Consider the following 22539-nt stretch of genomic DNA (forward strand, 5'->3'; position numbering starts at 1 on the left):
AGCTGCCCATCGAGCCACTGTACTTCGTCCTGCACATGGCCTCGGTGCTGGGGCTCTTTTGGGGCACGGTCTGCCTGACCCGAGCCCTCTACCCGGGGTGGCTGGGACGGTGGGCGGCAGTGCCGCTCCGGCGGTCATGGTGGTGCCGAAGCTGACGCTCACGTGGATTCCCACCTTCGACAACCACCTGCTCAACCGAACCCTCGCGCTCGACCCGGAACTTCTGGCCCAGAACTCACGCTGCTGTATTCAGCCCCAGCGGTCTTGCTGGAGCTCCTGAAGGCGCGACTTGATCTTCGCCTCCCGTTGACCATCCGTCCTCGCCATGGACAGATGACGCATCGTGACCTGCTTCGCCGCCTTGACGAGCTCGTCCGCCGACAGCTTCGGGTTGTCGCGAACGAACGCCTCCATCTCGCTCATGATCTTCTTTTCGAGATTCGCGATGCCGGGTTTTGTGACTCCAATCACGTATCCGGACTGGATGAAGGACTCCATGAGGTTCGCCGACGTCGCCCTCCAATCCGGGGCCACGGCAGACGCCTTCGTCGCCGTCGTCGAGTTCGGCGCGGCACTCTTCGCAGTGGAGGATGAGCCCATGCCCAGCAGACTTCGCATTGCATGAAAGACAGGCTGTCGGGTCGTGATTGCCACGGCACACCCCCAATGCATACGAGTTGGTAGCATTCTAGGGCAGACATTCGGTGGGTGGACTCGTGGGAACCCCCTACACCGCCTGACATTGTGGAATCCCAAACGATGTCAGGCCCAGCCTGCTGGGGCCGCCATCTGCAAGAACTCGGTGGTGACGCGCTTCGTGCGGGGTAACTCGGACCACGCCAGCGCGCCGGAGGGCCGACGCGGGCGGGCTTTCCAGCGACGCCTCGTCCCTGAGCGACGTCAAATCTACTTCGAGCGAGGCCGGAACCGCGTCGCTCGGCAGCGCTTCCCACGTCACACGGGAGAAGCGTTGACAGGCGCATGCGGAAGCAGGGGCAACGAAACAGCTTAACACCCTGTCGAAAGTGCTGGGCTCCTGTCTGTGGACGCCTCGTAAAACGATGGAACTCCCGGTGCGGGGTGGAACGTCCAAGTGGCTCACGAATTTCCCGTGAGCCACATCCACCTGCTCGAGGAGTTTCCATGACCGCTCGCCGTGCATCCTTCTTCCACATCTCATTGAGCGCCGCTGTCGCGATGGCATTGCTGTCTGGCTGCGGTGGCCTCGCGACGTCCAACCCGCGCTACTTCACCGGCGGGAAATGGAACCAGTTGGACAGCCCCTACGCGCTCACCCCCATGCTCGCCTGCGCCTATCCGGCGGAGGGCAACGACAAGGTGTACCGCAACATCGAGGACTACCTCGCGCCGGCGCTCTGGAGCGCGTATGGCAAGGACGTCTCCGAGGTGAAGGTGAAGAAGTTGAAGGGGGACAGCGAGTGGTGCGACGCGTTCCCGAACATCGCCACCGACCAGTTCATCGTCCCTCCGCGAATGAAGAAGGAGCTGGCCGAGTACGTGAAACAGTCCGGCGCCAAGGGCGTCATCATCCCGGTCGCGCACATGTACCGCTCCCCCATCATGCAGGAGGTCCTGGCCCCCGATGGGACACAGGTCGGGAGCGTGGAGACCGAGCGCTTCGGCGCTGACGGCACGGCCGGCCTCTACGTCCACTACATCAACGAGAGCGGAGAACTCATCTACACCGGGCGTTCGCGGACCAATGGCCTGGGCGTGCTCCCGGATCCAATTGGGTACATGCGCGACCACGCGTCGGACTACGCACAGCAGATGACGCAGAAGGCGCCTCCGGTCGACCTCCAGTAGTACCCGACGGGGTGCGCACGCGCGCAGTCGCGCGGGTGCGTGCCCCCTCCATCCCAGGCACCGCGGCGCCGCGGCCTATACCGAGCCGCGCTCAGGTCGTGGGGCTCCCAGGAGCCAGTGTGAGCCAACGGCCCAGCCAAGGAACACCCTGCCAGGCAGGGGCCAAGCTTGCTCCTCGATCACCGCGAGAAGCCGCGTGAGCGCGGGTGCGAACGGTTCCGCGATTCGGCGCGGTTGCGCGGCCAGGCGCTGCTGAGCCCAACGCCCGAAGTCCTCCTGCTCCGATTGGGAGAGGAGCGAAAGGAAGAACACCATCTGCCGCCATGCGTAGGCGGCGTTCTTCACGTTGCGGAGCCGATGCTGGTAGTGCGGTGCCTTGCGCAGGAGCAACTGGCACACGCTTTCGAAGCACCGGCGGGCCAGTTCGGGCAACCGCGGGCGCAGCGTTCGCGTGAGGCCCAGCGCGTCGAACAGGACGGCGAGGTTGTGCGTGGTCAGGACTTGCGCCTGCTCGATAACCATCCCGTTGCCACTGACCCCGCGGGGCTGATGCCCCTCGGCCTGGGCACGGGCCAGGCAGCGTTGAGCGAAATCCGAGACGCGCTGTCGGCGGGACGACTCCTGATGCGCGGCGTCGGGCCGGAGCGATGGCTCCATGGGGATGTCGTAATAACGCGCGTAGAGGCTGCCTTGAACGAAGGCCGCGGCCCGTCGTGCCGCCTCGTCGAACTTCGGCGAGAACGCGTTCATGAAGATGTCCGCCGCCAGTTCCTCCACCAGTGGGATACTCAGTCCCGCCGCTTGCGCCAGCGCTCGCAACTCTTGCAGCAGCTTGTTGGGAATGAGCACGGCGGGGAACGCCGAGATGGCCAGCGAGGAGATGCGCTCGAGCGTCTGGGCCGCCACCTCCTGCTGGCCCAGGTCCGGCGTGCGGTGGGCGTCGATGGCGCGGACCCAGGGCAGCTCCTGGAGCTTCACTTGCGATTGAAGGTCGAGCAGCAGCAGGGACCGCCGCCGGCGGAATGCCGCGTAGATGTGCCCGTACAGCCGCCGGAGCTCGGGGTCATTCACCCCCTGTGCCGCTACGTGCGCGGAGACCTGGGGGAGCACCCTGGCAAGCACCTCACTGGAGGTAACGACCTTTCGTGCGATCAGGTCCTCGATCGAGGCGTTCGCGCAGCGCACCAGTTTTCGTATCAGGGATGGAGGGAACTCCGCGCCCGCGGCCACACCCTGTCGAGCTCCCTCCACCGCGGTGACCGGGGCCGTCACCTGCTCCAGTGCGTCGAGTCCCTCGCCGCTGGAGTAAGCGCCAAGTCGCGCCACGAGGACCCTCGCGAGGTCCGGGTGTGTCGGCCGCGCCGCGGCGCGTTGCTGCTCCGTGCGAAGTGCCTGCAACCGGTCGCTGCCGGGCAGCCCGCGCGCTCGGGCGATGTCGTCGAGGACATGCTGAACGCGTCGCTGTTGCCCCGGTGTCAACGCGGCCGGCTCCGTCACCGACTGGGCGAGCACGTCGCACAGCTTCGAGAAGTGGCTCTTCGAGTGGTGGGGCCACTTGCAAAGAAGGTGTTTTGTCCGGGCCCGCGCCACCGTGTCGAGCAGCTTCGAGCCGCGTTCACTCCACGTGGCAGGAAAGTGCCGGCAGACCCCTTCGGAGGTTCGCGTTTCGAGGAACAACTGGACGAGCTCGTCGTACAGCGGGGTCCAGACCTCGGCGGACTCGCGTTCCCGCTCGATGTCCAGGGGCAGGCGGACTCGCTGGAGTTGCTTCGTGGTTTCCGCCACGGACTGGAGATGGACGTGGAGCCCGTCCTCGGTGGAGGGCGTGTGGGGGACCGGGTAGAACCGCAGCCGGGAGAAGAAGGGCGCCAGCTCCTCGATCATCGTGCGTGCCTGCTCGGCGGCGCCGTGGCGCAGCAGCCATGCGGCGACCAGGAGGGCACCTTCCTCGGGGACGTCGACGCGGTAGGCCCCGGTGGCCAGCAACTCCCCGAGTAACGTCAGCCCCTCGTCACTGAGGAAGTACGCGTTGAGTGCCGCTCGCGGGCTGTGGCTGGCGCTGGGCCCAAGCTCCTTCAACCACGCCTGCTCATGCGGTGAGAGGGGGCCCTCAGCGAGGAGTTCTCCGGTGGCAAAGCCCCCCGTCACCACCTTCAGGGTGGCCCACGCGGGCGCGTCCGCGACGGGCGTGCGAGAGCCGACGTCGAGCGCGCCAGTCAAGATGCCCTCGAGCACCTTCCGCCAATGCGCCACCTTCGCGGTGCTGCGTGCGCGGATTTCGAGGTCGGGACTCTCCGCGGACAATGTCAGCGCGCGAGCGAGTTGGCCGAGCACGAAGCCCGGGTTGATACGGAGGGCAGGCGTGGGATTGGAGGCGTCCGAAGAATGGCTCAATGGGAAGTCTCACGACAGCGAGGCGCGCTTGACAGCGCTACTGGCGACCTGGCGCGCCATGACGGCTGCCCGGCCATGCCCTGACATCGTAACCACTCCTGCTCCTCCTCCATGGATTCACTTTAGAAGTCAACGGACGAGAGCGACGACAGATGGAGCATGCGTAGCTGCCGCTCCAGCGTCAGTCCTCGGTCGGAGAAGTACGCCACGCCCTGGCGAACATCGGCGAGCGCCCCACTGGCGTCATCCATGACGTAGCGCAACTGCGCACGAAGGAAGAGCTCCGCTCCCTCATCCAGCCGCTGTTGCTGCAAGAGCTTCGCGGGCCCATCCACCGTGTCGAGGAACGCGACAGCGCGTGCGAGATGCTCCGAGAGCCGTACCTTGAGCACCTCGTCATCAGTGCTCGTGGCCACCACCCACACCGAAGGTGCCTCTGGGGCGAGGTGCTCCAGGCGCTCGCGAAAGTGGCACTCGTGCTCGCGGGGCGCATCTGGGATGGCCTCCTGCTCCAAATGAAAGAGAGCGTCAAAGGCGATGCCCACGTTCACGTAGAAACGCGCCTCGCGCGCGGTGTTGCCGTGCGAGCGCTGAACATTGAGGACCTGGATTGTCTCGCCGTGGCGGCGACGCCAGGTCAGCTCCTTCTTCTTGAAGCCACCCGCCTTGGCGAGCAGCTTCATCGCGTCGGATGCGAGAGTGGTCATCCGCTGGATGGCGTTCATCCCGCGAGGTTAATGCCTGCTCTGGGCGAAGTCTGCCCGGCAGGAGCGTGCTCACGCCGCGAGCGTGAACCTCGTGTTCCGTTCGGGCGGGTGAGCAAACCGCGTCCTCCGAGCCGAGGGGCGCGTGGCAGCCCGCCCCTTCACGCCGTGCTCACGAGCCTCTCGCACGCGTCGCGCGCATAGGGGAGCCCCGCCTTCCGGAAGTGCCCCCCTGCGTTGCCGAAGCGCGGGTCCCAGAGGTGCGCGGTGTCCACAAGCGCGGCGAGGAAGCGCCGCTGTGCTTCTGTCCTCACCACCCCATCTCCACTCGGAAAGGCGTGGACGAGGAGGGGGCCCCACTCGAAATCCACCCAGGACTTCTTGGTGGTCCGCGCGACCGCTACGGCCGCGTCCACCACGAGGTCGAAGTCAGGGACGCGCTCCAGGAGCCGCAGGACGACCGTGAAGCGCGGCTGCATCGGAAGCTGCGGCGGCTTCACCGGGAACCAGTCGTTGATGTGCGCGGCATGCTGCTCCAGCGCGGTGCGCAGCTCCCGTGTCGCGACCTCGCTCCGTGCCAGGGACGGAGCCATCGCCGCGCAGAGGCGCACCGAGGGTTCCGCATCCGACAGAAAGTCATCAACGGACACGTTGAGCTCTCCCAGCGCCAGGAGCAAGGAGCATCGCTCCGCCACATCCACCGTCCGCTTCGCCATCTCCATCAACCGCTCCACCAGTTCGTCCCGCCGCACGTCCGACGCCGGCGACGCGGCGAGCGCGGTGGCGGCCAGCGCCGCGTGCATGCGCACCCGGGCATCCGCATGGTCCAGGTTGGCCAGCAGCGAGCGGGTCAGGAACGGCGCCACCCGGGCACACGCCAGCACGGACTGCGCATGGAGCGCGTTCGCGGCGTCGTCGTCCTCGTAGATGGCATCATCGTCGTCCGCGGCTAGTAGCGGCCCCAGGTCGAACCGGGCCATCGACTCCAGGTCCTCCATCGTCGCGCCGCTCCGCTCGAAGGCGTCCACCACACGCGTCAGGAACGAGAGCAACTCCGCGCGAACGGGCGCCTCGCCCGCATCCAGCCTCGCGTCGTCGAGCAACCCGAGAATCACGAGTGCCACAGGAGCCGTCGCGGGGAAGACGGTGCCCTGATGGATGATGGCCGACCACAGGTGCTGCATGGCCGAGCTGCGGGCCCGCGCGTCCTCGGTGAGCAGGGCACGAAGGTGTTCAGGCGTGTCAGTGGCGCAGCCATAGGCGTGTACCAGCCGTGACCAGTCCGTCGCGTCGAGTGCAGGAATCCCGATGAGCATCGGCGCGACTATCCCCCACGAATGACATCGCCTCAATGCATGCGCCCAGCGACTTCGCGCGCCACGCCGGGTCCGCGAACTGTGCGGCCAGCCCAACCGGCGCCTGAACTCCAGGCCGAACCGGCCAGAGACGCCGCAGGGGCACATGAGCGGTGAGCGTCAAGGTTGTTGTCGCGTGAGAGGGTTCAGCCGATGCGCTTCATCGCCTGCACTGCCGGGGTGAGGTTCGGAGAGTGGCCGAGACAAACCGGCCCCATCGGTGTCCAGTTGCGCGTGTTGCGGCTCCAGCGCTCGGGATGGCGCGTACGTGCGCATTGGTACACCTCTCGGCGTCGGACAAGCAGTGCGTGCTCGCGCTCGAAGCGCCTGTCCTCGGGCGTGACGAAGCGGATAGCGAAGTGGCGATGCTCGCGCAGGAAGACAAAGAGCCTCCTGCTCTTCCCCGCGAGCTTCAGCAGGCGCTGCTCCCGTGCGCTCTGCTCCACAGCCGGCTCCCAGCGTTCCACGAGCCACCTCCGCGAGGGGGTGACCTATGCGCGCAGCGCCAGCCCGCGTCGATCCTCTGCCGCTTGCCTGCTCCCTCGACGTAACCTGATCGGCGCTCTAGCGAACGCCAGACTTGATAGCCGAGCGACGGTGGGCGCCAATAACTGCCAAATGCTGCCCCACTGTATTTCCAAGGCAACTATTGGCGTGCACCGCGGTCCTTCCGCCCCACTCGCTTTTTTACGTCGTCGTGATAGCCGACTACAAGCATACCAAGCGTCCGTGCAAGGTCGATAGCCGACTCCAGGGGAACACGTGTGTCCTTCAGCGTGTTTCGCGCGGGATCGAGAAACACCCCACTTGCCCCTGAGAAATCCGCCCGGTTGAGATTGCAGCCGTGGAAGTTGCTACCACCGAAATCCGACCCGTCGAACTCCGAATCCGTCAGGTCCGAATCAAAGAAGTTCGCTTCCCGGACGACGCAGCGCAGGAATTTCAACTTCCTCAGATTGAGCCCGACGAAGGAACAATAAGACAAGCCACAATCCTCGAAGTGAAGATCGGGATTCGAAGAAACGTCGCTCCAGTCAATCCCCATCAGCTTTGAATTCTCGAAGCGAACATCCCGAAACTTCGCGTTAGCAACCTGCGCGCGCGTCACGTTACATCCACGAAAAGCGCACGCCTCCATTGCCACCCCCTTCCAGAGACTCTCGTGAAACTGACAGTTCTCAAAGACGCAACGATAGAACTCCTTATCGCCTAGATTCGCCCCTTGAAGGTCTTCGCCCGAGAAGGTCTCACTCTCAAAGTACTCTTCGCGAGAGAGGCGCTCTGCCAAACGGATATCTTCTTTGGCTTTATCGGCCATCGACTGGCTTTCTCCCTGAGAAATGAGGCATGCCGGACGCACGCGACAATCGCGAACGCGATCGACACAAGCCCATGCTGCCGAATCAGAGTACAGACACATCAAGGGAGAAGCAATGGCGTTTCCGCCGCTTCAAACAACAATCGTACGGCGAGCCTTAAGCATGCCGCGCAATGCCTCGCTTTAATCCATCAGGGGTGACTACCTACCTAAAAACAGGCTCAATAACCGCCCTGGAGGGCACTGTAGGGCGCGTTACGCCCCTCTAACGTCCGGGCCATGCGGTACGACAAGGAGAGTCGCACTATTCGCCGCTGGAGGCTCTTAAAGGGGCTGAATTCCTAGCCACCTACAGTGAACAATTCGCCTCCCACAGTGAACCTCGGCAACCTACACCAGGGCTGTTCGTCGTGACTCCCTACACAGTCCGAGATAGCCGACTTCTCTTTGAACGGTAATTAACTAGATGAATTAGGGGGCCTGTATCCCCGAACCTTGCCGGAGGTCAGGCCAGAAGCGGCCTGCCAAGCCCAAAGCCAAAGCGTGCATAGGCTGCGCTCACGAGCGGAGCTATTGAGTTCCCGATGGTCGCGAGGGCCTTGTGCAGGACGGCCAATCTCTCTGGCTTTCCCAGTCAGCACGACAGTCCTCGCACTTCCCGTTCCAGGCGATGCCATCCGACGGCACTCGACGTGGTGTGGGGCCTAGCCCAAACGTTGAACCACTCCCGGAAGTCGCACGCACTTACGTGGGGTCGGTGCACTTCGCCGCTGACGTAACCCAAGTCGAAGGACCCACGTAACGTGAACAACGTACTGACGAAGATTGCCACCGCGAAGGCTGCGGCGGGCGCTATCCGCGCTTCAGTCGCAACCTGCTCGAAGTCGAAGTCATCCGCACGAAGGAGGGCTTCAAGGGCGACTCTGCCATCGCCGAGCTGACGGTTCGCGAGTCCGAGCCCTCGCGGGTGGCGAGACTCCGAGCCGACCGGGCGAGACGTTCGACTACATCGAGAACCTGAGCAGCCACCTCGCCATGAGAGGTGTCCCGCTGAAGGTGATTCAGGAGCTGATGGGGCACGCGACCATCGAGATGACGAATCGCTACGCCCACCTGAGCCCCGACACGCGGAGAGAGGCGGTCGGTGTTCTCGACCGGCCCTCTGCTCCGACGTGCGACATACGTGCAACACAGGTGGCCGACACCACTAACCACATGCAACTACTAAGCAAAAAAGTGAAGGCGGCGGAAATCGAAGCCGCCGCTCGGCGGGGAATGTCAGACCCTGTGGAAGGCCTTGGCGAAGAAGTTCTCGATGCGGGACTTCTCCGGCTCGATGGTGCTCGCGGGCGAGGCCACGCTCGTGGCGCCAGCGAGCGCGGGGCGCAGGCCCGCCGCGATGCCCGGCTCCAGGTGGTGACGCAAGTCGACCGCCACGTCGGCCTTCACGTGGGTGCCCACGCCCGCGGCGGCGTTGACGTCCGCGGAGTGCTTGAGGAAGCCATTCTCCAGGCCGAGCTTGCCGCCCGCCTGGGCCGCCGCGCCCGCCACCACCCCCCCGGTGACCGAGCCGTGCAGCCGGCCCACGTGGCCACCCGCCGTGGCATACGCGCCCGCCGTGGCGGCCGCGCCCACCTGCCCCGAGAGCATCGCCGTGGCCGTCTTCGGGTCCAGGCTCGCCACGCCCTCGGCGTAGGCAGAGGCGGAGGCCTTGGCCTCACCCTTGACGTACCCGCCGACGTGCCGGTTGAAGTCGTGGCCCGCGCTCGCCGTGACGCCCACGCCCGTCTCCGCCTTGGCCGTCAACGCGGCCGTGTAGGCGTGCTCGTTCCTGTCGAGCGACACACCGGCCTGGGCCTGCGCCTTGAACGTGTTGGCCTCGGCGGTGACCTGGCCACTGGTCACACCCAGCCGGCCCGCGTGCGTCTTCTGCAACTCGTAGCCGACGTGAGGCCCACGTAGCTCGGCCTGGGCCGAGTAGTGGTGCACGCCACTGCCGCTGTAGCTGGAGGTGGAGGCCTGCATCGAACCCACGTTGCCGCTCACCGTTCCGCCGAAGGTGTCCTTCTGGAAGGGGCTGCCCGGCTTGTCGACGAACAGCTTCTGCTTCGCGGCCAGAGGCGCCGTGAGCTTGTTGTCACCACCGCTCACCATCACGTCCGACGCCTGGCCCGTGCTCAGCTCCCAGGGGCTGTAGGAGGGCGCCCCCTCGGGCATGCCCGGGTGCTTCAGGGGCTTGGAGTCCGTGGCCGCCGGCGCAGTCGCGCCAGGAGGGGTCGCCGTGGGCTTGGTGGCCGTCACCGCGGGCGCGGTCGCCACAGGCTTCGTGGGCGTCGAGGCGGGGAGCGTGGACGCGCGCGCCGGAAGCTTGGACTGAGCCAGCTTGGAGGAAGGGAGCGTCGCGGAGCGGGGCGGGGTCGAACCGATGCGGCGGGGGGACATGGGAGGCTCCTCGGAAGGTCGGTGGAAGGCTCGGTACAGCGATGGCCTGTCCCACTGCAGCCGACATGCCATGCTTATGTCGAACGGTGTGGCCACTGCACTCCTGTGGTTTCAAGGAGTTGGAGGGAGGCACCTCGCGAGCGATACGCGGGCCCTGGTGACGGCAGACACCGGGGCCCGGACAGCTGTCATCAGTACCTCGAGGACGACGCGCATGCGCCCACCATGTCCCCTTCAGCGGCGGGGAGTGGGCGACTTCTCGCTGCTCGCGCGGCGCGCCCGGACAGGCGGCGCGGGCGCTTCTGGCTCGCTGTCGGGCAGCGCGGTGAGCTCTACGTGGTACGACTCCCGGTAGTCCGCCGCCCAGAACAGGGTGGCGAAGACGGGGAAGACGAACAGTCCTCCGACGATGCCGCCCGCGGTGCGCGCCCCGCTCCACTGATCGCGCCGAATGGTGACGTACTCGGGAGCGTGGCCATCCAACTCCAAGGTGAAGCTCTCCGTGTTGTTGACGGTGGCCGAGTCGCTGTACTCGTACGGCGTCCGGCCGAGCACTTCGCCCGAGCGCGAACGGACCTTGGCGCCGCTGGGACTGGAGCGAATCACCGTCGAGCTGGCGCAGCCGGTGGACAGGAGGACGACAAGAGCGGAGGAGACAAAGCGCTGCATGGGATGGACCTTCAGGTGAAAGGGGTCCCGCTCCCGGTGCAGCCGTTGGACCAGCCCTTCCCGCCCGTGTTCTGGCCTACTTGCGCGGGTCGGGGCGTCCACGGGCGGAGCGCCAGTCCCGGCGCCTGGATACCGCGCCGTCAGCCGCTGAGCACCACGGCCAGCCCGTGGGAGAAGGGCTGAGCGGAGACGAAGCGAGGAGGAATCGCCCAGCTTCCGTCCGGGCGCACGTAGCCGAACAAGCCATCCTGCTTCACGACCGCCAGCCCTTCCGAAAACGTACCGTGGACCGCTTGGAAGCGGGGCTCGATGACCAGGGCCCCCGTCCGGTCGATGAAGGCATAGCGGCCCTCCACCTTCACGGGAGCCAATCCCCCGCGAAACGCGCACTCCGACAGGTACGTGTCGCCCCAAGGCGAAAACGTGGGCTCCAGCACCCATGCGCCGGACTCGTCCACGAAGCCGAACTTCCCACGCTCCACGACCAGCGCCAGCCCATCCGAAAACCGGCCCATCGTCATGAAGCCGAAGCTGGCGAGGCACTCCCCCTTGGGGTCGATGAGCCGGCTTTGCTCCGTCTTGGGACGCGCCTTCAAGACAACGTGCGCCTTGCCCTCGAAAAAGGGCCTGGCCAGCCCGCCGGCGAATCCATCCAGCACCACCTCGCCCTTCCGGTTGATGTACGCATCGGAGGACTTCGCCCCCGCGCGCATCACCGGCGCGAGCCCCGAGCCGAAGCGCCCCACATTCTCATACGTCGCCCCGGCCACGACGTACTTCGTGAAGTTCGCCTTGAAGGCCACGGGCAACACGAGCTCGCCCTTTTCGTCGATGAAGCCCTCGTCCGTCAGGGCCAGACCATCACTGAAGCCAGTGAAGGCACGCTTCACCTGGAGCTTGGGCTGCCCCTTCGCGTTGATGAAGACCCAGCCCTTCTCGGCGGGCATCCGGGCCCAGCCCTCGTTGAAGCTGAAGGGCGTGCCATGGGGGCTGGGGATGACCAACTCCCCCTTCGTATCGATGAAGCCGTAGCGCGTGGCGGGCATGGCGCGGACCCTAACGACGGCGTCCGCGACCGTCCACCCACATGGCCGCATGCACGAGTGGCGGCAGCGAGTGAGGCCGGACACTCCCGTTTGTCTGTACACCGCTGGCTCGGCGAGGATGCGCGGCATGGATGACTTCTACGCGGACGTCCTCGACCACGTCGGACGCCCACCCCGAGAGTTCGGCTCCGTCCACCTGCACGTGGAGCCCGTGATTCGACATCCACTCGGGCAGGCCACCGCCGTCGTGTGGCTCCAGGCCGCCTTCGAGCCCCTCGCCGCGACCCCGTCGTCCGTGCTGGTGATGGGCAGACAGAAGCAGGGCTCCGCGCACCGGATGCTGGGCCAGTTCCCGCTGCCACCTCTTGAGGGAGGCCGCGTCGTGCGGTGGCGGCTTCCGCTCGAGCTGCCCCCGGAGTTCGATGAAGTCCACTTCCAGGTGGAGTCGAGTCTTCACCCCAACGCCGGGCGCGTGCGGCCCGCGTGGAAGCTCTTCGACACCCTGGAGATTCCCAAGGAGAGTGACATGAAGGCGGTGTCGAGCGAGGTCTCCATGGGAATCGACCTCGGTGAATCGCTGCTCAACACCGTGCTGTCTGGGGGCCTGAGTGTCACCGCTTACATGAAGATTGGACCCCAGGTTTCACCGGGCAACCTGGCCGTGAAGCGCCACGCGGCGGCCACGCTTCCGACAGCCTTCATCGCAGCCGTGGTCGACGGTCCCTTGGAGCCACTGTCCGACCTGCAATGCGAGCTCGTCTGGGAGCCGGGGATGGCCCTCCCCGCCGCCAGCGCCGCGCCCAGTTGGAGCACGGAGGCCACACCTCCCATGGCAGCTCATGTCTTGAAGACACTGCGGACATGCTACGCCTGCGGCTTCGAGGGACCACGAGCGGAGTATGAGCGCGCCACGATGTGTCCCCGGTGTGACGCGACGTGGATGTAGGCACGCCAGGAGAAGCCGCTGGCTCTTGGATGTTGATTTATATATCAAAACTGTAAATCAGAAAGTTCGCCAAGAGCCGCATCTATCTGACGGGGCTCTCGGCGGGGGCCATTGTCACCTGAACGTACGCGGTGAACCATCCGCACAAGCTCGCGGCCATTGTTCCCGTCACGGGGAATGGCAACGGGCTTCCCATCTGCAACATGTGGAACGTCCCGGTGTGGGCGTTCCATGGCACGGCACGTGGGGCCCATTTCCCATCCCGGTTATCGGGCCTCCCCTGTTGAGATAGAACGGGGGCATGCTCCACTCGCGTCGTTTCGTCCTGGCCCTCTCGTCCGTTGTCGCGGTCGCCACCGCCTGCAGTTCGCCGGATCCAGTCCCGGACCGTCCCAACATCCTGCGCTTCGAAGCAGCCCCCGCGACCATCGCTCCGGGCGTGTCCGCCGAGCTGTCCTGGGAAGTCACCGGCGCGCAGGATCTCTCCATCGATTACGGCGTGGGTGCGGTGAGCGGAAGCTCGGTGCAGGTCCGCCCGACAGCGACGACGACGTACACACTCACGGCGACGAACGAGAGCGGCAGCACCACCGCGAGCACCACGGTCGCGGTGAGCACGTCCGATGGGACGAATCTCTCCGGAAGCCTCACGACGCGCACACTGACGCGCGCGGGCTCGCCGTATCAGGTGACCGGCGACTTGACGGTGCCCGCGGGGAGCCGGCTCACCATCGAGCCCGGCGTCCACCTCGTTTTCATGGGACACCACAAGCTCGCCGTGTATGGGCGAATCACCGCGCAGGGCACCGCGGCCAGCCCCATTGTCTTCACCGCCAACAATCCCACCCGAGGCTGGGCTGGACTGCGCCTGGCGGCGACGTCGGACGCCGGGTCGGACTTCCTGGAACACTGCATCTTGGAGTACGGCAACAAGATCGACGGCGAGAACGGCGCGGGCGCGGAGGGCTCCTATTCCGAGAACGCCGGTGGCGCGCTTTGGATTGGCTCACGCGCGAACGTGAACCTGAATCACAACGAGTTCCGCTTCAACAAGGCGCCCGCGTTCGGCGGCGCGCTGATGCTGATTGCGCCGACCAGCTCGGGTGTCGCCACCGGAAACATCTTCCACGGAAACGAATGCACCGGTCCGCGAACCCAGTTCGGAGGCGTGGGCGGAGCGGTCAACACCGCGCACCTCCCGGCCAGCAACCAATGGACGTTTCGCGGCGGCGAGTTCCGTAACAACAGGGCACCGGAGGGCGGGGCACTCTACTTCTTCGACAGCAACGTGATCCTCGACGGGATTTCGCTGTCTGGAAACAGCCCCCAGAACTGGGCGACGCCGGAGCCACACCGGCTGACGCTCATCAACACGCCGAGGTAGCGAGAGGCCCCCGCAGCACGGTCCCCATCGTTCGACACAAACCTGGCCGGGCCCGCGGCTCAGCTCTCCGAGGACAGTCGGGAGATGGCCTCCACCACGGAGCCGGGCACGGAGGTTTCGCCGAAGAAGCGCGAGAGTTCTGCCTGGGCCTCGCGGGCTTGCGTCGCGGTGATGCGGCCCTCGCGCTCCAGCCGCCCGATGATGGCGCCAGCCCGGATACGCAGCGTCTCGGGCTTCTGGGCGGGCAGCCAGCGGCGTGGGGCGGGAAGCATGCCCGCGAGCATCGCCCCCTGTGCCACGGAGAGCGCCCGCGCCGAGGTACCGAAGTGCTCACGCGCCGCGGCCTCGATGCCATACACGCCCTCTCCCCACTCCACCACATTCACATACAACGTGAGGATGTGCTGCTTGGACAGATGGGTCTCCAGCTGGCGGGCGAGCAGCAACTCCTTGCCCTTGCGCAGGAGGCTGCGGTCCGTGGAGAGGTAGAGGTTCTTGGCCAGCTGCTGGGTGAGCGTGGACGCGCCGCGGCCCAGGCGCGCCTTCCGCACGGACTGCTCGAGGGCGTTCTCCACCTCGATCCAATCCACGCCCTCGTGCTTGTAGAAGCGCGCATCCTCGGAGCTCAGCACGGCGTCCACCGCGTGCGGCGCCACCGCCTCCAGAGACACCCAGGCCTGGCGCACTCGGGGCTTCTTCCCCTCCGCCAGCGCCTCCTCGGCCCGCTGCGTGATGAGCGCGGTGGTGCGAGGGTTCTGCGTCTGAAGCGCGCGGACGTCGGGCAGCCGCACGTACTCCACGCTGAGCCAGACGACGAACAGCAGCCACCCGCCAAACATCCAGCGGCCCCAGCCCGGACTGGAATCCTTCCCCACGGCGCGCCGGGCGCCGGAAGGGAGCTGCTTCGTCTTCTGCGTCCGGGGGGAGGAGGCACGGACGGAGGGCGGACGGGAGGCCATCGGTATGCACACATCTGCCCCGGTCCACGGTCCCTGTCCAGAAGACGGCCGGGAAGGCACGCAGCGGCCTGTCTTGAGTAGGATGCCAGGCGCAATGCCATCTCTTCGTACCGCGCTCGGCGCGGGAGTCCTCGTAATGGGCCTGGGCGCCGGGCTTGCCGTGACCGCTTCACGGGCAAAGCGGAGCGCCGACGTCGAAGCGCGCATCGCGGCGCGCCAGGAGCCCGTCCTGACACCTGCCCCCGGCCCCGCGCCGCGAGGGCTTCCCATCGTGACGCCTGCCGGGCGCGAGGAGGGCAAAGTCCCCCAAGGGCATGTGGACGGGGTGGCACTGCGCTCGCTCCTGCTCCGACGCCAGTTCGAGGAGCTGACGCTGGCGGTCGAGCAGCTCCAGTGGGGCATGGAGTCGAACCCCCAGGACGAGCACTGGATGACGGACGGCATCCTGGCGCTCGGCAACGGCTCCTCCGAGTCGACGGAACTCCTCGACGCCTGGGTGGAAGCGTCGCCGCGCTCCTTCGCGCCCTACCTCGCGAGGGGGACCCACTGGGTGTCGGTGGGATACCTGCGCCGCGGGGGGAAGACCGTGGCGGCGACGGCGAAGGAGGAATTCGCCGGGATGCATGGGGCCTTTGAACGCGCGGTGCCCGACCTCGTCCGAGCGTGGTCGCTCCAGCCGAAGGCGGTCGCGGCGGCGCGGCCGCTCATCTATGTGGCGAACGCGCTGGGCGACGACGAGGCTCGCGAGCGCGCCTTCACCCGCGCCATGGAGCAGTGCCCCACGTGTACGGACGTCCGGGCCGTCTATCTCCACGGACTCGCCCCCCGCTGGGGCGGCACCTACGAGAAGATGGACGCCTTCGCCGAGGCGCAGAGCCTCGCTCACCCCAAGGTGGGCTTCCTGCGCGGCTTTGCCGATTTTGACCGCGCACACGACCTGGCGCTCCAGGGCAAGAACGACCAGGGACTGGTCCGGCTCGCCCAGGCGCTGTCAGCCGGCGACTACTGGGAGTTCAGGCTGGCTCGGGCGAAGCAACTGCGCCGCACCAAGGCCCTGGACGCCGCGATGGAGGAGGCGAACCGGGCCGTGGCCCTTCGGCCCGCTCGTGCGTCCGTCTATTTCGAACGTGCTCGGATTTTCTCCAACAGCCGGAAGTGGGAACCTGCGGGCAAGGACCTCCTGCACGCCTTGCGGTTGGACGCGACGGACTCGGACGGACGGGCCCTGCGGGACCACGTGGTGAAGGGCGTCATCTACGACGCCTGGGAGGCGCACAAGGCCGGACGCCGCGAGGAAGCGTTGGGCCTGCTGGAACTGGCTGGGGAGCTCGCTCCGGGCAACCCCGAGGTCGCGCGGCGGCGCGCCTGGGTCGTCAAATCTCCACAGCAGGCAGAGGCACGGGCCGAGGAGACGCAAGGCGAGGGGGCGGAGGACTTCCGCACCGTGCAGCAACGGGACTACGCCCTGGCGCGCGAGCGGCGCTTCAAGGAAATCCTCCCGCTCTGGGATGCCTTCATCGAACGCAATCCCGACCACGGGCTGGCCTACATGGAGCGCAGCGGGACGCACTACCACCTGCGGGACCTCAAGTCCGCGCTGTCAGACCTGAAGAAGGCGTGTGACCTGGGCGTCAACGAAGGCTGTGCCCGGGCGCGCCAGGTCGAGCGCGCCAAGCCCGCGGCCCGCTGAGGCGCGACCGCACAGACCCGCTGCTCCAGCGACAGGGAAACAGCATGAGACGCCTCGCCCTCCCCCTCCTGCTGTTCACCACCCTCCCTGCCTGCGGCACCGTCGCTCGCGAACGACCTGCACAGGAGCCTCCCGCCCTGGCTCCGGCATGCCCGGCCCACAAGTTCGCCTTCACCCAGGAAACAGGATGCCGGAACGATGGCTCGGTGGAGTTCTGCCTCCCCACCGGGGATGACGCGTTGCTCGCCCGCGTGCGGGAGCTTGCGCCGACGCTCCAGGTAGGAGGCACCTCGCGAGGCCGCGCCGGCTGCGACGTCCCCCACGAGACGCTCTACCTCTTCCCCACCGGCGATACGGAATGTGACTCGCGCCACGGCGCCATCACTCCCAGCACGTGGGGCACACTCTGCCGCGTCGCTGAGATTCCGGAGGTACGCAAAATCGTTCCCACGTGGTTCGAATAACCCGTCGTGCCGCGGGGTGCCCACCGCCACTAGCGATTGCCGTTGGACGCTCAGAGTTCGTTGAGGATGAGCAGGCCGCGCACGGAGTCGGCGGCGTATACGTACCCGTCGCCGGGCACTCGGATGCCGAAGGTGCCCTCGAAAAGGTGGTCCGTGCGGCCGGGGTCGCTCTCACGGAAGGTGCTGTAGTGCGCCACCTGGCGCGGCTTCGTGGGGTTGGACACATCCAGCACGCGCACGCCCTCGTGGTACCAGGCGATGTAGAGCAGGTGGCCCTTCAGAATCAGGTTGTGGATGGACGTGACGGGGCTGAGGCGGAACTCGCCAATCTTGACGATGTTCGCCGGGTCGGTGACGTCCAACACGCGCAGATGGGCGCCATTGAATTCAGTGCCCTCGAAGGCGATGGTGCGCCCGGCGAAGGTGCCCACGGCGCTGTGGTGCGCGTAGGCGTCGAAGCCGTGCACGTACTGGCCCAGGTGCCGCACGTTGTCGAGGTCGGTGACGTCCACGATGGAGTAACCACCGAAGCCATTGCTGATGTAGAGCCGGCCCTCGTACGCGAAGGCGTCGTGCACGCCCCCCGCGGAGAACTCGGACGGCACGGTGATGAGCTGGAGCAGCACGGGCTCCAGCGGCGAGGTGACGTCGTGCACGAAGGTCACCTCGCCGGGCGACATGGCATAGAGCCGGTTTCCATCCACCAGCACAGTGTGCGCCCCGTACGACCCCGCGGGCAGGTGGCGCACGTACTCCGGCTGCGCGGGGTTGGAGATGTCATAGACGACGACGCCCGCGCGGTTGCCGGCGATGTAGAGGGCATCCCCCTTGGCCCACACGCCATTCCAGCTCGAGTCCCCTGGCAGACTGATGGAGGCCTTGAAGATGGGGTGCGCCCTGTCACTCACATCGAAGACAGTGAGCCCGCCGATATTGGTGCCAACGAGGTCGTCGATGGAGACGACGTAGGCGTGGTTCTTCGTGACGTAGACGTCCACGGCATCCCCCAGTGCGACGGGGGACTCGGAGATGAGGCGCAGCCCGCCCGAGGACTCGCCCTCCCCTCGCTGTGAGGGCATGCGATGCGCTTCGAAGGTGCCGGCCCGGCTGAACCTTCCGTTGGTGCAACGGGCATAGCAGCCCGTGATGATACCGGGTGAGGGCACCTGACAGCCGGCGAGCGCGGTGACAGTGACGGCCCCGTTGAAGGGATTGGCGCGGCTGCCAACGACGAAGAAGCTCCCGCCGTCCGTGTTCCGCGTCAGCAGCGGCTGGCCGTTGAGCGTGTCCGTCCCTCCGTCGGAGAAGAGCTGGTAGCTGGCGAAGTCGGGGGCAATCTGGGTCCCTCCGTCAGACAGCAGGCGCTCACCTCGCATGTCGACCTGGTAGATGCCGTGCTGCACCACCTGGGAGAGCGCCTCCGGTGAACACTGCGAAACGTCGTAGCGCGACAGGTCATCACACCGGATGGTGGTGGGGTCTCCCTGCTGATTGAAGTCGCATGGCGCGAAACGGCCCCGGTCAATCCAGTCACCGCGCTCCTCCAGCACGGTGTAACCGCCATCCCACGGCGCCTCCGTGCCCGCATCGGGAGTGCCGGAGTCCAGCGTCCCCGAGTCCTCCGGAAGCCAGGTGCCTGCATCACGAGTGGGGGCGGATTCGTCGCAGGCGGAGAGCGTGGACAGCAACAGGACGCAGGAGGAAAGCAGCACCAGAGACGGACTCAACACGGACGGCATCGTGGACCTCGCGAGCAAAGGCTTCCCACAAGCGTGGGGCCATGACTCAAGCAGCCTGACGCCCTGATTCCCTCATTGAGGCGAGAGATGGTTGCGGGGTGGAGGCAAGGTCCGCCCGCGAGCTCGGAATCCCGGGGAAAGCGCCCCGTGCGGTCCTGGCCTTGCATGACGTCCGGACCGGCGCGGCTCCAGCGTCCAGCAGCCACGCCCAGTCGGGTGAGGACAGGGCGTGGGCGGGCCGTGGGAGGCTCAGGTGTCGCCGCTGTAGGAGCCCACAAGCTGGATGTGGCTCTTGCCTGTCTCCGAGCAGGTCGCGTTGACGCTGACGCTCCAGGCCGGAACCTCGGAATGCCAGGTAACGGTGCCCGTCCAGTTCGAGCATGCCCGGCCGTTTTCATCCGCGTACAGGGAGAGCGACACCCTTGAATTCGGCAGGGTGAAGACCTGCCCCGGCGTCGTCATGGGCCGGGTCACGCGGATGACCAGCATCGAGAAGACCGCGCCACAGGTGATGCTCTCATTGCCCGTGATTCCCATCTGCACGGTGAAGGTATCCGTCGCGAGGCAGCTCGAAGGCGCGTAGCAGTAGTAGCTCTCAGGCGTGACGACGCCGCCATAGGCGTTCTCGTAGCCCGCGCCCGTGCTGGTGATGGGGCGGCTCATGGTCCACTGACAGGTGGGCTTCTCGGTGCGGCAGCACGCCGCGTCGCCGGGAGCGCAGGCGGTCGTGAAGCACCCCGTGGGATTCGTCGTCGTGCCACCCGCACACTTCGTGTTCAGCACGGCGTCGGTGCCCGAGCGCGTGCAGGCCCACAGCCTCGTTCCCTCGCAGAAGAACTCTCCCGGCGTGCAGATCTCCGGCGACTCCCCCACAGGGCCCATGGGGCCCGCCGGCCCGGTGTCGCCCCGGGGCCCCTGGGGGCCCTGCGCGCCCGTCGCGCCAGGCGGGCCCTGCTCGCCCGTGTCGCCCTTGGGCCCCTGCGAACCCTGGGGGCCCATGACGCCGCGCGGGCCTTCCACGCCCATCGGGCCTTGTGGGCCCGTCAGGCCCTGCTCTCCGCGCGGCCCCACGGCCCCCCGCGGCCCCGGAGGTCCGCCTTCGGGGCCCTGGGGCCCCTGCGGTCCCGCCGGCCCCTGGGGGCCCACGGGCCCCTCAGAGGAACAAGCGGTGGTGAACAAACAGCACAGCAACAGCGGGAGGAGTGCTCGCCCGAAGGAGGTCTTGATCATTGACGGGCGCGTGCCCTAGCAGCTTGCCAGCGCGCGGAGCAAGGCCGTCCGGAAGCGGGGGGCGCAGCAGCCCTCCCTTTACCAAGTGTAATAGCAGGCGTTGCTGCAGTTCGTGCCGTTGCAGAGCGCGAGGTCAGCGTAGTTGTGGCAGGCGGGGACGGTCAGGTCCGACATGGTGTAGCGGGTGATGATGTCTCCGCAGGCAATCACGTCGTCCGTCGTGCCCGAATTGTCGGCCACCGACATGGCGTTGGAGACGTACGAGTCGCCGCTCGCGGGCAGGCCCTCGGTCCACCGGCCCATGGTGACGCGCTTTGCGGCGAGGGCCGGAGCGACCGTCGCTCCGAGCTTGACGTTCCACATCTGTCCAGGCGTGAGCTGCACGCTGTCGGCTCCTGCGCCTCGGCTGAAGTTGAAGGTCACCGGCCCATTGCCCGCGCAGTTCAGCACGGCGAAGTGCATGGAGTGCCCTGAATGACTGAACGACAGGGGGCCGTTCCAGTTGGTGGCGCGCAGACGGACTCGCGTCGCGGTGCCCCGAACCTTGTCGCATGCGAACAACTGAGGGGAGCAGTCGCCGCCGTCCTCACTTCCGAGTGGGAAGTCACAGTCCGGGGAATTGCAGTAGTAGTCGCTCGTGAAGGCCGTGTGGATGACCTCCTGGCTGGGGTCCCCGCAGGTGGGGTCTCCATAGACGGAGGCAGCCCAGGCGCGGTTCGAGGCCGAGCAGCCCCCGGCAAGCGAGCGGGGCTCATCGGGGAAGGTGGTCGGCAAGGCGGAGAGCTCTGCCTCATTCTGCCGCCGGAGCTGCGCTCTTTCGCCCTCATCCATCGCGACGAGCGCGTGGCCCGCCAGGGCCGAGGGCACCGCGTGCCCCTCGGGTGCCACGGCCAGGAACACCTCCGCCGCCGAGTGTGTCTGGAAGAAACGAGGGGCCACGAGTGGACGCTGCGGATACTGGGCGACGACGGCCACGTTGACCGCGCCCCCGTCTCCCTCGAGCCAGAGCACATGGCTGTCAGACGTCCCGATACGGGCAATCTCGCGCGGTCCGGACGACTCGGTGGGCGCCGCCCATACGGGGAATGCCCCCAGGAGGCTGAGGGCACCAGTGCAGGCCAGCGCTCGGAATGAACGGGGCGACGTCATAGCGGGAACTCCGTGAGGAAGGACGGCGCTCATTCGCCGTCACTCCCCTGAACGGAGCCGAGCCCCGATTTCCCTCACCGAGAAACGAAAAACCCTGACCGCGGTCCTGTCACTCCTCGAAGAGTGAGAGCTGCCCCAGCGAGCGCAACGCTCCCACCGCCTCTTGCGGAGTTGCCCGAACACGGACCTGCGACACCGGTGTCGTGCCCGTGAGGTCCACTTCCATGAAGGACTGCACACCGGCGCCATCGAGCAAGTTGGCCAGAGGCATCCACTGGGCGCCGTCGGCGCTTCCCTCCAGCACCAGCTCGCTCATGGTGCCCGACACCCCGAAGTTGCGCAGCACGGCCTTGCGAGGCACCACGGACCGCGAGAGCTGCACGGCGACTTCACGGACTCCCTCTTGGAAGAGCACAATCCCTCCGAGGTCGCCGTTGGTGACGCGGCAGGGCGTCTCGGCGTTCAGGTAGGTGCACGCCGCACCACGGCTTGCCGGGACGAGGGCACGGCGAGGCAGGACAACGTCATCACTGGAATAGGTGAGGCCGACCGTCACGCCTCCCGCCTTCGCCTCGCGCGCGGTCGTGACGGAGGCCTTGAGCCCCTCCGCGTCCTCGAGGACGTAGTCGCTCAGGAGGACCGGCGAGGTGGCCTTGAGCACCTGCCAGGCCTCCCTGCCGCTCGACGGGTGGAGGTACAGCACGTGCTCATCGTTCCCGGCACCGTGGGTGGCGGACAGCGGCCGGAAGCCCACGCTCACTCCCTGCGCCTCCGCGGTGGCCGTCAGCGTGCCGGTCCACTCCTGGAAGACGGGCAGCGCCACCTCCGACTGCTGGATGAGGAAGAAGGCCGAAACGCTCCTGCCCTGGGACTGCTCGGGCGAGCGGGCCACGAAGCAACGCGCGATGCTCCCGTTGCGGGTGTCCGCCCCCAGCAGGTCGACCTCGAAGGTGCCATCGGCGCGGGTCTTCACCGACCTCCAGCTCGCCGAGAAGGCAGCGAACGCGCACGAGGAGTTCTCACTGCGGTAGAGCTTCAGCAGCGTGTCCGAGAGCGGAGCGCCCGCCTCGTCAATGAGTCGTCCACTCAGGACGATGTCCTGGTCCTCCGCCACCTTGCTCTCGGTACAGCCGCCCGACATCGCCAGCACACCCAACGTCAACGTGCGCATCCATCGCATGGGAACCTCCTCCACCGGTGAGCCTGGATGTCAGTGCAAGACC

20 protein-coding genes and 1 pseudogene are annotated in these 22539 nt (G+C 66.8%); 7 read left to right on the forward strand and 14 right to left on the reverse strand.

The window, feature by feature from the left end; translation table 11 throughout:
* Positions 1-249: 249 nt before the first annotated feature.
* The gene (locus BHS09_RS38675) at positions 250-498 is read right to left on the reverse strand and encodes a hypothetical protein (protein ID WP_140876643.1); all 249 of its coding nucleotides are present in this window, start codon (positions 496-498) and stop codon (positions 250-252) included.
* Here BHS09_RS38675 and BHS09_RS39965 point away from each other — a divergent pair.
* Together BHS09_RS39965 and BHS09_RS27190 are read left to right on the forward strand one after the other, a co-directional pair.
* Positions 497-625, forward strand: coding sequence for a hypothetical protein (locus BHS09_RS39965; protein WP_257792120.1), 129 nt, complete (start codon positions 497-499; stop codon positions 623-625). The two genes, BHS09_RS38675 and BHS09_RS39965, sit on opposite strands and share 2 nt — an antisense overlap.
* 518 nt (positions 626-1143) lie before the next feature.
* Positions 1144-1827, forward strand: coding sequence for a hypothetical protein (locus BHS09_RS27190; RefSeq protein WP_140799500.1), 684 nt, complete (start codon positions 1144-1146; stop codon positions 1825-1827).
* Between the two features lie 75 nt (positions 1828-1902).
* Here the strand turns inward: BHS09_RS27190 and BHS09_RS27195 are convergent, their stop codons facing one another.
* The 5 genes from BHS09_RS27195 to BHS09_RS27215 all read right to left on the reverse strand — a co-directional run bounded on the left by BHS09_RS27195 (position 1903) and on the right by BHS09_RS27215 (position 7598).
* Entirely contained in the window at positions 1903-4221 is a 2319-nt protein-coding gene (locus tag BHS09_RS27195) for a hypothetical protein (protein ID WP_140799501.1), read from the reverse strand.
* Between the two features lie 122 nt (positions 4222-4343).
* On the reverse strand, positions 4344-4928 hold the full coding sequence (locus BHS09_RS27200; protein WP_161604923.1) for a DUF4304 domain-containing protein: 585 nt from the start codon (positions 4926-4928) through the stop codon (positions 4344-4346).
* Positions 4929-5086: 158 nt separating this feature from the next.
* The gene (locus BHS09_RS27205) at positions 5087-6241 is read right to left on the reverse strand and encodes a hypothetical protein (protein ID WP_237077470.1); all 1155 of its coding nucleotides are present in this window, start codon (positions 6239-6241) and stop codon (positions 5087-5089) included.
* A gap of 185 nt (positions 6242-6426) precedes the next feature.
* Positions 6427-6747, reverse strand: a complete 321-nt coding sequence (locus tag BHS09_RS27210; RefSeq protein WP_140794400.1) for a hypothetical protein — start codon at positions 6745-6747, stop codon at positions 6427-6429.
* A 179-nt stretch (positions 6748-6926) separates the two neighbouring features.
* Positions 6927-7598 (reverse strand): pentapeptide repeat-containing protein, encoded by a 672-nt coding sequence (locus BHS09_RS27215; protein ID WP_140799502.1) that lies wholly within the window; start codon positions 7596-7598, stop codon positions 6927-6929.
* A 1020-nt stretch (positions 7599-8618) separates the two neighbouring features.
* Here BHS09_RS27215 and BHS09_RS27225 point away from each other — a divergent pair.
* Positions 8619-8813, forward strand: a pseudogene (locus BHS09_RS27225) (tyrosine-type recombinase/integrase); the annotation flags it as partial.
* 63 nt (positions 8814-8876) lie between these two features.
* On the opposite strand, the gene BHS09_RS27230 reads toward BHS09_RS27225, so the two are convergent.
* The 3 genes from BHS09_RS27230 to BHS09_RS27240 all read right to left on the reverse strand — a co-directional run bounded on the left by BHS09_RS27230 (position 8877) and on the right by BHS09_RS27240 (position 11755).
* Positions 8877-10040: a hypothetical protein gene (locus BHS09_RS27230; RefSeq protein ID WP_140799503.1), complete on the reverse strand. Its 1164-nt coding sequence runs from the start codon at positions 10038-10040 to the stop codon at positions 8877-8879.
* 234 nt (positions 10041-10274) lie between these two features.
* A complete protein-coding gene (locus tag BHS09_RS27235; RefSeq protein ID WP_237079850.1) occupies positions 10275-10709 on the reverse strand; it encodes a peptidase associated/transthyretin-like domain-containing protein in 435 nt (144 codons plus the stop codon).
* Positions 10710-10849: 140 nt separating this feature from the next.
* Positions 10850-11755: a WG repeat-containing protein gene (locus tag BHS09_RS27240; protein ID WP_140794403.1), complete on the reverse strand. Its 906-nt coding sequence runs from the start codon at positions 11753-11755 to the stop codon at positions 10850-10852.
* Positions 11756-11882: 127 nt separating this feature from the next.
* Here BHS09_RS27240 and BHS09_RS27245 point away from each other — a divergent pair, with 127 nt between their 5' ends.
* Both BHS09_RS27245 and BHS09_RS27250 read left to right on the forward strand, forming a co-directional pair.
* Positions 11883-12701, forward strand: coding sequence for a hypothetical protein (locus BHS09_RS27245; protein ID WP_140799505.1), 819 nt, complete (start codon positions 11883-11885; stop codon positions 12699-12701).
* A gap of 301 nt (positions 12702-13002) precedes the next feature.
* A complete protein-coding gene (locus tag BHS09_RS27250; RefSeq protein WP_140794405.1) occupies positions 13003-14085 on the forward strand; it encodes a hypothetical protein in 1083 nt (360 codons plus the stop codon).
* Positions 14086-14144: 59 nt separating this feature from the next.
* Here BHS09_RS27250 and mtgA read toward each other — a convergent pair whose 3' ends face one another.
* Positions 14145-15044 (reverse strand): monofunctional biosynthetic peptidoglycan transglycosylase, encoded by a 900-nt coding sequence (mtgA, locus tag BHS09_RS27255; protein WP_140794406.1) that lies wholly within the window; start codon positions 15042-15044, stop codon positions 14145-14147.
* A gap of 94 nt (positions 15045-15138) precedes the next feature.
* Here mtgA and BHS09_RS27260 point away from each other — a divergent pair, with 94 nt between their 5' ends.
* Together BHS09_RS27260 and BHS09_RS27265 are read left to right on the forward strand one after the other, a co-directional pair.
* Entirely contained in the window at positions 15139-16734 is a 1596-nt protein-coding gene (locus tag BHS09_RS27260) for a DUF4034 domain-containing protein (protein ID WP_237079851.1), read from the forward strand.
* 44 nt (positions 16735-16778) lie between these two features.
* Positions 16779-17198 carry a hypothetical protein gene (locus BHS09_RS27265; protein ID WP_140799507.1) on the forward strand — a complete coding sequence of 140 codons (420 nt, stop codon included), beginning with the start codon at positions 16779-16781 and terminating at the stop codon, positions 17196-17198.
* Positions 17199-17248: 50 nt separating this feature from the next.
* Here BHS09_RS27265 and BHS09_RS27270 read toward each other — a convergent pair whose 3' ends face one another.
* The 4 genes from BHS09_RS27270 to BHS09_RS27285 all read right to left on the reverse strand — a co-directional run bounded on the left by BHS09_RS27270 (position 17249) and on the right by BHS09_RS27285 (position 22496).
* A complete protein-coding gene (locus BHS09_RS27270; RefSeq protein WP_140799508.1) occupies positions 17249-18937 on the reverse strand; it encodes an LVIVD repeat-containing protein in 1689 nt (562 codons plus the stop codon).
* 249 nt (positions 18938-19186) lie between these two features.
* Positions 19187-19936: a collagen-like protein gene (locus BHS09_RS40075; protein ID WP_237079852.1), complete on the reverse strand. Its 750-nt coding sequence runs from the start codon at positions 19934-19936 to the stop codon at positions 19187-19189.
* 309 nt (positions 19937-20245) lie between these two features.
* A complete protein-coding gene (locus tag BHS09_RS27280) occupies positions 20246-21316 on the reverse strand; it encodes a hypothetical protein (RefSeq protein WP_237079853.1) in 1071 nt (356 codons plus the stop codon).
* A gap of 109 nt (positions 21317-21425) precedes the next feature.
* Complete coding sequence (locus BHS09_RS27285) at positions 21426-22496, reverse strand: hypothetical protein (RefSeq protein WP_237079854.1); 1071 nt, start codon at positions 22494-22496, stop codon at positions 21426-21428.
* Positions 22497-22539: the final 43 nt, after the last annotated feature.

This window comes from Myxococcus xanthus, assembly GCF_006402735.1.
Lineage (GTDB): Bacteria > Myxococcota > Myxococcia > Myxococcales > Myxococcaceae > Myxococcus > Myxococcus xanthus_A.

Excerpts from the sequence above, each read along its gene's own strand:
- BHS09_RS27200 (WP_161604923.1), bottom strand. The coding sequence starts at position 4,928 with ATGACCACTCTCGCATCCGACGCGATGAAGCTGCTCGCCAAGGCGGGT.
- BHS09_RS27205 (WP_237077470.1), bottom strand. The coding sequence starts at position 6,241 with ATGCTCATCGGGATTCCTGCACTCGACGCGACGGACTGGTCACGGCTG.
- BHS09_RS27190 (WP_140799500.1), top strand. The coding sequence starts at position 1,144 with ATGACCGCTCGCCGTGCATCCTTCTTCCACATCTCATTGAGCGCCGCT.
- BHS09_RS27250 (WP_140794405.1), top strand. The coding sequence starts at position 13,003 with ATGCTCCACTCGCGTCGTTTCGTCCTGGCCCTCTCGTCCGTTGTCGCG.
- BHS09_RS27240 (WP_140794403.1), bottom strand. The coding sequence starts at position 11,755 with ATGCCCGCCACGCGCTACGGCTTCATCGATACGAAGGGGGAGTTGGTC.
- BHS09_RS27230 (WP_140799503.1), bottom strand. The coding sequence starts at position 10,040 with ATGTCCCCCCGCCGCATCGGTTCGACCCCGCCCCGCTCCGCGACGCTC.
- BHS09_RS27280 (WP_237079853.1), bottom strand. The coding sequence starts at position 21,316 with ATGACGTCGCCCCGTTCATTCCGAGCGCTGGCCTGCACTGGTGCCCTC.
- BHS09_RS27265 (WP_140799507.1), top strand. The coding sequence starts at position 16,779 with ATGAGACGCCTCGCCCTCCCCCTCCTGCTGTTCACCACCCTCCCTGCC.
- BHS09_RS39965 (WP_257792120.1), top strand. The coding sequence starts at position 497 with ATGAGGTTCGCCGACGTCGCCCTCCAATCCGGGGCCACGGCAGACGCC.
- BHS09_RS27245 (WP_140799505.1), top strand. The coding sequence starts at position 11,883 with ATGGATGACTTCTACGCGGACGTCCTCGACCACGTCGGACGCCCACCC.
- BHS09_RS27285 (WP_237079854.1), bottom strand. The coding sequence starts at position 22,496 with ATGCGATGGATGCGCACGTTGACGTTGGGTGTGCTGGCGATGTCGGGC.
- BHS09_RS27270 (WP_140799508.1), bottom strand. The coding sequence starts at position 18,937 with ATGCCGTCCGTGTTGAGTCCGTCTCTGGTGCTGCTTTCCTCCTGCGTC.
- BHS09_RS27260 (WP_237079851.1), top strand. The coding sequence starts at position 15,139 with ATGCCATCTCTTCGTACCGCGCTCGGCGCGGGAGTCCTCGTAATGGGC.
- mtgA (WP_140794406.1), bottom strand. The coding sequence starts at position 15,044 with ATGGCCTCCCGTCCGCCCTCCGTCCGTGCCTCCTCCCCCCGGACGCAG.
- BHS09_RS38675 (WP_140876643.1), bottom strand. The coding sequence starts at position 498 with ATGGAGTCCTTCATCCAGTCCGGATACGTGATTGGAGTCACAAAACCC.
- BHS09_RS27235 (WP_237079850.1), bottom strand. The coding sequence starts at position 10,709 with ATGCAGCGCTTTGTCTCCTCCGCTCTTGTCGTCCTCCTGTCCACCGGC.
- BHS09_RS40075 (WP_237079852.1), bottom strand. The coding sequence starts at position 19,936 with ATGGGCCCCCAGGGTTCGCAGGGGCCCAAGGGCGACACGGGCGAGCAG.
- BHS09_RS27215 (WP_140799502.1), bottom strand. The coding sequence starts at position 7,598 with ATGGCCGATAAAGCCAAAGAAGATATCCGTTTGGCAGAGCGCCTCTCT.